The sequence below is a fragment of the Promicromonospora kroppenstedtii DSM 19349 genome (assembly GCF_000515355.1).
Lineage (GTDB): Bacteria > Actinomycetota > Actinomycetes > Actinomycetales > Cellulomonadaceae > Promicromonospora > Promicromonospora kroppenstedtii.
In genome coordinates this window covers 8,569-19,189 of record NZ_KI911653.1, presented here as the reverse complement: position 1 = coordinate 19,189, position 10,621 = coordinate 8,569, and the positions used below count along the sequence as shown (strand labels likewise).

11 protein-coding genes and 1 pseudogene are annotated in these 10,621 nt (G+C 72.8%); 3 read left to right on the top strand and 9 right to left on the bottom strand.

Annotation, left to right across the window (positions count from 1 at the left end):
• Positions 1-381, bottom strand: a 381-nt coding sequence (locus PROKR_RS34540; RefSeq protein ID WP_036962847.1) for a non-canonical purine NTP pyrophosphatase, incomplete at its 3' end; no start/stop codon positions are given.
• A gap of 42 nt (positions 382-423) precedes the next feature.
• A complete protein-coding gene (gene rph, locus PROKR_RS10310) occupies positions 424-1,176 on the bottom strand; it encodes a ribonuclease PH (protein ID WP_036962845.1) in 753 nt (250 codons plus the stop codon).
• Positions 1,177-1,319: 143 nt separating this feature from the next.
• On the opposite strand from rph, the gene murI reads away from it, so the two are divergent.
• Both murI and PROKR_RS10300 read left to right on the top strand, forming a co-directional pair.
• Positions 1,320-2,123, top strand: coding sequence for a glutamate racemase (gene murI / locus PROKR_RS10305; protein WP_036962843.1), 804 nt, complete (start codon positions 1,320-1,322; stop codon positions 2,121-2,123).
• Entirely contained in the window at positions 2,123-2,950 is an 828-nt protein-coding gene (locus PROKR_RS10300) for an MBL fold metallo-hydrolase (protein ID WP_036962841.1), read from the top strand. Before murI ends, PROKR_RS10300 begins: the two co-directional genes overlap by 1 nt.
• A 5-nt stretch (positions 2,951-2,955) precedes the next feature.
• Here PROKR_RS10300 and PROKR_RS30665 read toward each other — a convergent pair whose 3' ends face one another.
• From PROKR_RS30665 to PROKR_RS10275, 5 genes are all read right to left on the bottom strand, one after another.
• Entirely contained in the window at positions 2,956-3,708 is a 753-nt protein-coding gene (locus PROKR_RS30665; RefSeq protein WP_051432860.1) for a DUF2017 family protein, read from the bottom strand.
• Positions 3,705-4,013, bottom strand: a complete 309-nt coding sequence (clpS, locus tag PROKR_RS10290) for an ATP-dependent Clp protease adapter ClpS (RefSeq protein WP_036962901.1) — start codon at positions 4,011-4,013, stop codon at positions 3,705-3,707. The genes PROKR_RS30665 and clpS overlap by 4 nt, the downstream gene beginning before the upstream one ends.
• A gap of 250 nt (positions 4,014-4,263) precedes the next feature.
• Complete coding sequence (locus PROKR_RS10285) at positions 4,264-5,712, bottom strand: nicotinate phosphoribosyltransferase (RefSeq protein ID WP_036962838.1); 1,449 nt, start codon at positions 5,710-5,712, stop codon at positions 4,264-4,266.
• Between the two features lie 92 nt (positions 5,713-5,804).
• Positions 5,805-7,610 (bottom strand): DEAD/DEAH box helicase, encoded by a 1,806-nt coding sequence (locus tag PROKR_RS10280; RefSeq protein WP_036962836.1) that lies wholly within the window; start codon positions 7,608-7,610, stop codon positions 5,805-5,807.
• Entirely contained in the window at positions 7,607-7,909 is a 303-nt protein-coding gene (locus PROKR_RS10275) for a DUF3039 domain-containing protein (protein WP_020013282.1), read from the bottom strand. Before PROKR_RS10275 ends, PROKR_RS10280 begins: the two co-directional genes overlap by 4 nt.
• A gap of 182 nt (positions 7,910-8,091) precedes the next feature.
• Here PROKR_RS10275 and PROKR_RS30660 point away from each other — a divergent pair, with 182 nt between their 5' ends.
• The gene (locus tag PROKR_RS30660) at positions 8,092-9,513 is read left to right on the top strand and encodes an AAA family ATPase (protein WP_051432859.1); all 1,422 of its coding nucleotides are present in this window, start codon (positions 8,092-8,094) and stop codon (positions 9,511-9,513) included.
• A 49-nt stretch (positions 9,514-9,562) separates the two neighbouring features.
• Here the strand turns inward: PROKR_RS30660 and nagB are convergent, their stop codons facing one another.
• Complete coding sequence (gene nagB, locus PROKR_RS10265; protein WP_036962834.1) at positions 9,563-10,342, bottom strand: glucosamine-6-phosphate deaminase; 780 nt, start codon at positions 10,340-10,342, stop codon at positions 9,563-9,565.
• Positions 10,342-10,621, bottom strand: a pseudogene (locus PROKR_RS10260) (ROK family protein); the annotation flags it as partial. The gene nagB and the pseudogene PROKR_RS10260, both read right to left, overlap by 1 nt.

The window sequence follows — 10,621 nt, the reverse complement described above, 5'->3', positions numbered from 1 at the left end:
GCGGTGCTCGGCGCGCACGTCGCCGAGCTGGCCGAGCAGCAGCTCCAGGTTCGCGAGGTCGTCGCCGTGCTTGCCGGCCCAGCGCGCCGAGAAGATGCCGGGCGCCCCGCCGAGCACGTCCACGGCGAGGCCGGAGTCGTCGGCGACGGCGGTCAGCCCCGTCGCGGCGCACACCGCGCGCGCCTTGATGAGCGCGTTCTCGGCGAACGTCACGCCGTCCTCCACGGGCTCCGGGGCGCCGACCTCGCCGGAGGTCACCAGCTCGCCGTCGGACAGGTCCAGACCCGACTCGGCGAGGATCGCCCGAAGCTCCACGACCTTCTTGGCGTTGTGCGTGGCGAGAACGATCCGGGCGGCGGGCGGTACGATCAGGGAGGTCATGCCCCGATCATGCCAGCCCGCGCTCCGGGCCCGCGCGAGCGCTCAGAGCTCCTGCGCGAGCGCCGCCTGCTGGATCTTGGTGAGCTCGGCGGTGCCGGCCACGGCGAGGTCGAGCAGCGAGTCGAGCTCCGCGCGGTCGAACGGCGCGTGCTCCGCGGTGCCCTGCACCTCGATGAACTTGCCGCCGCCCGTGACCACCACGTTCATGTCGGTCTCGGCGCGCACGTCCTCGACGTAGGGCAGGTCGAGCATCGGGGTACCGTCGATGATGCCGACGGAGACGGCGGCGACGGAGTCGGACAGCACCTGCTTGCCGCCCTTGACGTGTCCGTGGCGGCGGCCCCACGCGATGGCGTCGGCGAGGGCCACGTAGGCGCCGGTGATCGCGGCGGTGCGGGTGCCACCGTCGGCCTGCAGCACGTCGCAGTCCAGCACGATGGAGTTCTCGCCCAGCGCGCTCATGTCCACGACGGCGCGCAGCGAGCGGCCGATCAGCCGCGAGATCTCGTGCGTGCGGCCACCGATCTTGCCCTTGACGGACTCGCGCTGGCTGCGCTCGTTGGTGGCGCGCGGCAGCATCGCGTACTCGGCGGTGACCCAGCCCTCGCCGGAGCCCTTGCGCCAGCGCGGCACACCCTCGGTGAACGAGGCGACGCACAGCACACGCGTGCGCCCGAACTCCACGAGCACCGATCCCTCGGCCTCGTCGAGCCATCCCCGGGAGATCTTCACGGGGCGGAGCTGGTCGGTGGCGCGCCCGTCGGCGCGCACGATCTCGTCGGTGCTGGAGGTCATGCGCCCAGCCTAGGTGGTGCGGGGGCTGATGATTTCGCGCTCCGGAAAGCAGGTCGCTGACCTGCCGGAACGTGGCGCGCGTCACGCACAGCGCGTGGCGCCGGTAACGGTTCCGACACGATCACATCGCTAGGCTTCACCCCGTGAACGACGCGCCCATCGGGATCTTCGACTCCGGCCTCGGCGGCCTCACGGTCGCGCGCGCCATCCTGGACCAGCTGCCCAACGAGCAGGTCCGGTACCTCGGCGACACCGCGAACAGCCCGTACGGGCCCAAGCCGATCGCGGCGGTGCGTGCCATGGCGCTCGACGCCATGGACCGCCTCATGGCCGACGGCGTGAAGATGCTGGTCATCGCGTGCAACACCGCGTCGTCGGCCATGATGCGCGACGCGCGCGAGCGGTACGAGCAGCGCCACGGCATCCCCGTGGTCGAGGTGATCCTGCCCGCCGCACGGGCCGCCGTGACCGCCACCCGGACCGGCCGCATCGGCGTGATCGGCACGCGCACCACGATCCGGTCACGTGCGTACGACGACGCCTTCCACGTCACCCCCGGCCTGACGATCACCAGCCAGGCCTGCCCGGAGTTCGTGCGCTTCGTCGAGGAGGGCCGCACGTCCGGCCCGGAGGTGCAGAAGTTCGCCCACGAGTACCTCGACCCGGTCAAGGAAGCCGGCGTCGACACGCTCGTGCTGGGCTGCACGCACTACCCGCTGCTCGCGGGCGCCATCTCCTATGTCATGGGCGAGGACGTCACACTGGTCTCCAGCGCCGACGAGACCGCCAAGGACGTGTACCGCACCCTGGTCGCGCACGACCTGGAGCGCTCGCCCGACTCCGGCGCCCCGGTGCACCGCTTCCTCACGACCGGCGACCCCGCCCCGTTCGGTCAGCTGGCCAGCCGGTTCCTCGGCCCCGAGGTCTCGCTCGTGGAGGCCGTCTGATGCGCCTCGTCCCCCTGGGCGTCTCCGGCTCGTTCCCCGGTCCCGCCACCCCCGCGTCGTCGTACCTGGTGCAGGTCACCGCCGCCGAGGCGGCGGCCGCCGGCCACGAGGCGCGTGACTGGAACGTGCTGCTCGACCTCGGCAACGGCGCGTTCGGCGCCCTCCAGCGGCACGTCGAGCCCCGGATGCTCGACGCCGTCTCGATCTCGCACCTGCACCCCGACCACTGCGCGGACCTCGCGGGTCTGTACGTATATCTGCGCTACCACCCTGAGCACGGGTCGCTGCGCACCGGCCGCCGGAACGGTCCCCTGCCGGTCTACGGGCCGTCCACCACCGAGCGGCACGTCGCTCTGTCCTACGGGCTGAGCGACGGCGAGTCCATGGAGAACGACTTCGACTTCCGCTCGTGGGCCGACCACAAGCAGATCGAGGTCGGGCCGCTGACGATCGAGCCGCACCGCGTGTTCCACCCGGTGGAGACGTACGGCGTGCGGGTGACCGGTCCGTCGAAGGCGGGCGGGACAGTGACCCTGGCCTACACGGGCGACACCGACGCGTGCACCTCCGTGGTGGACCTCGCACGTGACGCCGACCTGCTGCTCAGCGAGGCGGCGTTCCTGGAGGGGCGCGACGACGTCGTCGAGCGCGGCATCCACCTCACCGGCCACCGCGCCGGGCAGGTCGCGACCGACGCCGGCGCCCGACGCCTGCTGCTCACGCACCTGCCGGTGTGGAACGACCCGGCGGACTCGCTGGCCGAGGCGCGCGCGACCTACGCGGGCCCGGTGGATGTAGCGGTCCCGGGCGAGACCTACGAGCTCTGACCCGCCTACGCCAGGGGGCGCTTGCCCCGCAGCTCGGCGAGCATGACGTCCATCAGGGTCTCCTGGGCGTAGCCCGCCGCGACGAAGACGCCGGACCAGAACCGCCGGGCGGCGCGGCCGTCCGTGGCCACCGGGATCTCGCGGCCGGCCTGCCGGTCCCACATGATCTCGTCGGTGAGGTGCATGACCTGGTCGTCGGTCTTCAGGCCCAGGCGCTCGGCGATGACCAGCCGCACGTCCGTGAGCGCACCGGCGAACTGCTCGGCGTCCTCCCGCGGCACCCGCACAGGGGGCGGCGCGCCGTGCCGGCCCACCGTCGAGGGCGCGTCGTCGCCCGAGGGCAGGTCCAGCAGCGCGGCGAACGCCTCCAACCGGTCCACCTTGGCCTGGGCGACGTCGTTCTGCGTGAGCCGCCGGAACTCGTCGGCGATGTCCGTGTCGTCCTTGCTCGCGTCCGGCAGCAGCCGCCGCGCCGCGGGGTCCGTCGGGATTCGCCCGACGCCGGTCACGCCCGTGAGCCGGGCGAGGTCGGCGTCGGTCAGCTCGTCCGGCGCGAGGAGCCCGTTGGCCCAGGCCTGCCCCTTGCCCGGGGCGTGGTGCGACGACGGACCGGGCTCACCGCCGTCGGAGAACAGGTCCAGGCCCGCCTCCTCGCGGAGCATCGCGGAGACGTCGCGTGCCACCTTGGCCAGGACGACCCGCTCCACCGGTTCGAACCGAGCCTCGTAACCCCGCCGCATGGCGCGGAACGGCGTCATGCGGCTCCCCGAGCGCCCGACTCCTGCAGCGTCGCCCACAGCCCGAACCCATGCATCGCTTGCACGTCCACCTCCATGCGCTCGCGCCCACCACTGGACACGACGGCGCGACCGTTCTTGTGCACCTGGGTCATGAGCTGCTCCGCCTTGGCGCGCGGGTACCCGAAGTAGCTCTCGAACACGTAGGTGACGTACGACATCAGGTTCACCGGATCGTTCCAGACGATCGTCACCCACGGGTCGGCGACCGCTGAGGCGAGTGCCTCCTCGGTGTCCTCCTCGACGGCCGTCCCGGCTGACCCCAGGGGCGTGAGCAGCGGCAGCGGGGAAGAAGTCACAGGTCTCACTCTAGGCTGTTTCGTCCCTCGACTGGACACCCCTGTCCGAGATTCGCCGGAAGTTGTCGCCGGGCTGTGACCTGCGGCCACCGGTCGGTCACGACGGGTTCACCGCGCGGTCCTCGCGCAGGTCGGACCGGGACCCGCGACCAGCCCCGGGGACGGTCGCGAACCTGTCCCCGGGGCCGTGTGCCTGCTCGGTCCGGCTCGGTCCGGCTCAGTCGCGGAGGTCGGCGAGCCGCAGGTCCACCGTCGGGATCGCCGGGTCGCCCTTGGACAGCCGGCGCGCCCCGCGCGGCAGCTCGGCGCGCACCATGCCGTGGTTGATCGCGGCGTTCGCGACGCCGTACGGACCCACCCAGCGCGAGTCGACGGCGCCGTCGACCACCAGCGGCGCGAGCAGCGGCCGCAGGTCGTCGCTCTGCGGCGTCCACTCCGCCACGGCGGTGTCCGGGCCGGTCACCATGATCTCCTCGATGGCGTACCCGTCGCGGCCGTAGCGCCGCGCGGCCGCCTTGCGGCCGCCCACGGACGCCTTGTTGGCCGAGGCCTTGGCGACCGGCTGCAGCACGCCCGACGCGTCGGCGCGTGCCACCAGCTTGTAGACCATGCCGCAGGTGGGCGCGCCCGACCCGGTCACGAGCGACGTGCCGACGCCGTAGACGTCCACCGGCGCGGCGGCCAGCGACGCGATCGCGTACTCGTCGAGGTCGGAGGTGACCACGATCTTGGTGTCCCGCGCGCCGAGCGAGTCGAGCTGCCGGCGCACCTCCCCCGCGAGCCCGCCGAGGTCGCCCGAGTCGAGGCGCACCGCGCCCAGCCCGGTGCCCGCCACCTCGACGGCGGTGGCCACGCCCTGCCGCACGTCGTAGGTGTCGACCAGCAGCGTGGTGCCCGGGCCCAGCGAGGCGACCTGCGACGCGAACGCCTCCCGCTCGCTGTCGTGCAGCAGCGTGAAGGCGTGCGCGGCGGTGCCGATGGTGTCGAGCCCGTAGCGCATGCCGGCCTCGAGGTTCGAGGTGCCCGCGAAGCCGCCGATCACGGCGGCACGCGCGGCCGCGACGGCGGCCTGCTCGCTGGCCCGCCGGGAGCCCATCTCCAGCACGGGGCGGTTGCCCGCCGCGCTCGTCATCCGGGACGCGGCCGAGGCCACCGCCGAGTCGTAGTTCAGGATCGACAGGATCAGGGTCTCCAGCAGCACCGCCTCGGCGAACGAGCCCTCGACCTGCAGCACGGGCGACCCGGGGAAGAACACCTCACCCTCGACGTAGCCCTGGATGGTCCCGGTGAACCGGTAGTTCGCCAGGTAGTCCAGCGTGCGGCGGTCCACCACGGCGTTGTCCTGGAGGTAGGCCAGCTCGGCGTCCTCGAAGACGAAGTGTGGCAGCGCTTCCAGGACGCGACCGGTCCCGGCCAGGACGCCATAGCGCCGGCCAGCGGGCAGGCGCCGCGTGAACACCTCGAACACGCAGTGCCGGTGGGCGGTGCCGTCGGCCAGGGCCGCCTGGAGCATGGTGAGCTCGTAGCGGTCGGTCAGCAGTGCGACCGACGGGCGTACCGCCGGAAGGGGTGCTGCGGGGAGCGGCCGCGGTTCCACGACACCGTTGTCGAGCGCAGGCCACGAGTCGGTGAGCGGAGCGCCGATGCTCCGAAGCTCGTCGGTCATGCACTCACGGTAGGCCAGAGATCTGGCCTGGGCCGGGCGAATGCGGCCATGTCGGGCTCCTGTCTCACCATGCGGATCGTCTCGCTCTCCTGCTACTTCTGACCGACGAACCAGCGCCGCACCTGAGCCACCCGGGCGGTCAGCTGATCAGCCGTGGCCAGGGGCACCTCGGGCCCGCCGCACTTGCGGCGCAGCTCGGTGTGGATGATGCCGTGCGGCTGCCCACTGCGCTTGGCCCACGCGGAGACGAGCTTGGACAGCTCCTTGCGCAGCTCCGCCGCGCGCCGGTGCTCCTGCTCCGACCGCTCCGCCTCCACCTCCCGGGCCGACGGCGCCCCGCCGCGCGCCTTGAGGTGGTCGGCCTGGCGCTGCCGCAGGAGCGTCGCCACCTGGTCGGGCTCCAGCAGGCCGGGCAGGCCGAGGAAGTCGAGCTCCTCTGCCGAGCCCACGTCCGCTCCCGCGCCGAACTCGCCGCCGTCGAACAGGACCCGGTCGAACGAGGCCTGGGCCTCGAGCGCCTGGAAGGAGCCCAGCAGCTCGCCCGACGCCTTCTCCTCCTTGTTGGCCTCCGCGATCAGCGCGGCCTCCGGGTCGTACTCGATGCCCTGCTCCTCGGCCGTGCGCGGCCGGTCGAGCGCGTGGTCACGCTCCTGCTCCATCGAGTTGGCCAGGTTCAGCAGCGGCGCGACGCTCGGCAGGAAGATCGACGCCGTCTCGCCGCGCTTGCGCGCCCGCACGAACCGGCCGATCGCCTGCGCGAAGAACAGCGGCGTCGAGGCGCTCGTGGCATACACGCCGACGGCGAGCCGCGGCACGTCCACGCCCTCCGACACCATGCGCACCGCGACCATCCAGCGGTCCTCGCTCTGCGCGAACTCCTCGATGCGGCCCGAGGCACCCTCGTCGTCGGACAGGACGACCGTGGGCCGCTTGCCCGTGATCTCGTGGAGGTGCGCGGCGTAAGCACGCGCGTTGTCCTGGTCGGTGGCGATGACCAGGCCGCCGGCGTCGGGCACGGTGCGGCGCACCTCGGTCAGGCGTTTGTCCGCGGCCGAGAGCACCGAGGGGATCCACTGCCCCTCCGGGTCCAGCGCGGTGCGCCACGCCTGGCCGGTCATGTCCTTGGTCATGGCCTCACCGAGGCGGGCGCTGACCTCGTCGCCCATCTTGGTGCGCCAGCGCATGTCGCCGGCGTAGGACATGAACAGGACGGGCCGCACGACGTGGTCGCGCAGCGCCTCGCCGTAGCCGTAGGTGTAGTCGGCCTTGGAGCGGCGGATGCCCTCGGCGTCGGCCTCGTACTGGACGAACGGGATCGCGGACGTGTCGCTGCGGAACGGGGTGCCGGTCAGCGCCAGGCGCCGCTCGGCGCCCTCGAACGCCTCGCGGACGGCGTCGCCCCAGCTCAGGGCGTCGCCGCCGTGGTGCACCTCGTCGAGGATGACCAGGGTGCGCTGCGCCTCCGTCCGGGCACGGTGCAGCGCCGGCTTGGCCGCGACCTGGGCGTAGGTGAGCGCGACGCCGTCGTAGTGCGAGCCGTGCCTGCCCTGCGAGTTCTTGAAGTGCGGGTCGATGCGGATGCCCACGCGCGCGGCGGCGTCGGCCCACTGGGTCTTGAGGTGCTCGGTGGGCGCCACGACGGTGACCCGCCGGACGATGCCCTGCTCGAGGAGCTCGGTGGCGATGCGGAGCGCGAACGTCGTCTTGCCCGCGCCAGGGGTGGCGACGGCCAGGAAGTCCCGCGGGTCGGTCTCGCGGTACAGCTCCAGGGCCTCCGCCTGCCAGGCGCGCAGACTCGACGCCGTGCCCCAGGGGGCACGCCGTGGAAAGGCAGGGCTGAGCGACGAAGCGGCCGCAGACGACGGTGTGTGGGGCAGCTGCTGCGGCTGGCTCGTCACTTTCCGGAGTCGCCCTCGCCGCCGTCCTGCGGATCGCGGAGACCGTCGTAGATCTCCTTGCACCGGGGACACACCGGGAACTTGCCCGGGTCCCGGCCCGGAACCCAGACCTTGCCGCAGAGCGCGATCACGGGCTTGCCGCTCATGGCGGACTCCATGATCTTCTCCTTGCGCACGTAGTGCGCAAACCGCTCGTGGTCTCCCGGTTCGGTCTCCTCCCGGGTCTCCTCACGCTCGAGGACGCTCGTACCGCCCTGCGTACTGGGCTCGTCCTGCGGGCTGGAGAGTGGTTCGGTCATGCACCCGAGTCTACGCGGGACCACCGACACGGACTCCAGCGGCGCGCGCTCCGGACCAGGTCGAAAGGTCCCCTTCCGACCGCGCGCGGCGGCCCGGCGCGCTTCGCGGCGCAGGATCCTGCACCGTCTGACGCGCGGAATTCCTTGCGGTCGTGTCGGTGACCCCCGCTATAACTGTCTGCATGTCATCTTCCCGCCCTGAGAGGAGCCTCACTCTGCCCGACGACGGCGCCGTCCCCGCGACCGATCTCGCCACGACCCTGTCCACCGCGCTGTCCGACGATCTTGCCGACGACCACGTCCCCCGTGGTGCGCCCGACCCGGTCTGGCCCGACTTCGGCGACCACGACGAAGCCGCGCGCCGCGCCGTCGCGGCCGTCGCCGCGATGCTCGGCCGCCCGGTCCCCGACCGCCCCCGTGAACCCCGCACGTCCAGCGAATGGCTCGGCCGCCTGTGGGACGTCGACGAGAGCACGCTCGTGAACGTCTCCCGCGACATGTCGCGCACCCTGCAGCGCCTGCACGCCTACGCGCTGCAGCGCTGGGTGGACCGGCACCCCGACGACGTCGCCGTGTTCGGCCCCGGTGGAGCGCCGCAGCGCGCGGCCCTCGACCTCGGCAACGGCACCTCGGTGAGCGTGCCGGCCGTCGCCACCGTCCACTTCCCGGCCGGGACCGCCTACGACACGGCCGTGGCCGTCGAGGTCGCCTACCGGTACGGCACCCCCACGATCACCGCGTTCACCCCACCTGGCGGGCTCGCGCTCGCCGAGCAGGTGCTGGCGGACCTGACCCGCACGCTGGAGGCGGACCACCCCTACCGGGGCGGCGTGCTGTCGGCCCGGCCCGGGAACGGCACCGTCGAGCTGACGCCGGTCAGGCACACCGTCCAGGTGCGTGGCGACGTCGTGCTGCCCGCCGACCTGTGGCGCGAGGTGGACCTGTTCTGCTCCAGCGTGACCACCCGCCGCGACGCGCTGCGGGCCCTGGGCCACACCACGTCGCGCGGCCTGCTGCTGGCCGGCAAGCCCGGCGTCGGCAAGACCAAGCTCACGCGGGTGATCGCCACGGAGCTCGCGGGGCCGCTCACGGTCGTGCTCGTGACCGCCGAGGTGCTGCGGACCTGGATGACCGAGCTGTACGAGGAGATCCGCGGGCTCGGCCCGTGCCTCGTGGTGCTGGAGGAGATCGACTCGGTGGCCTCGAAGGGCTCGCGGGGCGACACGTCGTTCGCCGAGTTCCTGGACGCCCTGGACGGCACGCGCAGCTCGGACGACGTCCTGACGGTCGCCACCACGAACGACCCGGACGCCCTTGACCCGGCGGTGAAGCGGCCGGGCCGGTTCGACACCATCATCGAGGTGCCGCCGCCGGACCAGGCGGGACGGACGGCGATCCTCCGCCTCTTCCTCCCGGCGGACGCCCCCGTGGACGTTGACCTGGTCGCCTCGTACCTGGACGGCGCCACGGGCGCGGACCTGCGCGAGGTCGCCCGCCGCTCGATCCTGGAGCACGGACCGGAGGGCCTCACGACCGGCCGGGTCGCCGACGTGGCGACGTCGGGCCGGTGGAAGCCCGCCCCCGTCGCGGGCAACTACCTCTGACGTGTCGGACGCTCAGACCCCTGAAGTGACCTGAGCGTCCGACACGTGGCTACAGGCCCTGCCAGGTCGGCTTGTCGGCGTACGTCTGCCGGTAGTAGTCGGCGAGCTGCAGGCGGGAGGCCGCCGCGTCGTCGACCAGCACGGTCGCGTGCGGGTGCAGCTGCATGATCGTGGCGGGCCACATCGCCGAGATCGGCCCCTCCACGAGCTGGTGCACCGCCTCGGCCTTGGCGCGCCCGGACGCCAGCAGCACCAGGTGCCGCGCCGACATGATCGTGGCGAGGCCCTGCGTGAGGCAGTGCCGGGGCACGTCGTCGACGGAGCCGCCGAAGAACCGCGCGTTGTCCTCGCGGGTCTGCCGGGTCAGGGTCTTGATGCGCGTGCGGGAGGCGAGCGACGAGCCGGGCTCGTTGAACGCGATGTGCCCGTCGGTCCCGATCCCGAGGATCTGCAGGTCGACGCCGCCGGCGTCCTGGATGCTCGCCTCGTAGGCGGCGCAGGCCGCCGGGAGGTCGTCGGCGAGCCCGTCGGGTCCCTGCACCGCGCCGGCGGGCAGGTCGACGCGGGAGGCGAACTCCTTCTCGATGACGTTCCGGTAGCGCTCCGGGTGGTCGGCGGGCAGGCCCACGTACTCGTCGAGCATGAAGGCCCGGGCACGCGCGAACGAGAGCCCCTCCTTGTGCCGGGTGGCCAGCTCGTCGTACACCGCCAGCGGCGACGACCCGGTGGCCAGGCCCAGCACCGTCTCGGGGTTGCTCCGCAGCAGACCCTCGACGGCGTCCGCCGCCAGTCTCGCCAGCTCGGCAGCCGGTGCGATCACGACCTCCATCAGCTTCTCCTTCCCAGGACCGCGGCGCCCACCGCCGCGACCGGAACGTGCGTCGGCGCCAGACTGACCCGCTCGGCCAGCTTGAGCGACCCGAGGAACGCCGACACCTTGGCCTGCTCGCGCAGCGCGTCCTGCACCGCGACCAGCAGCTCGGTGCCGAGCTGCGCCACGCCGCCGCCGAGCACCACGTGCCGCACGTCGGTGGTCAGCACGAGCAGCCGCACCGCGGACGCCGTGGCGGCCGCGAACCGGTCCTTGACCGCGACGGCCTCCTCGTCG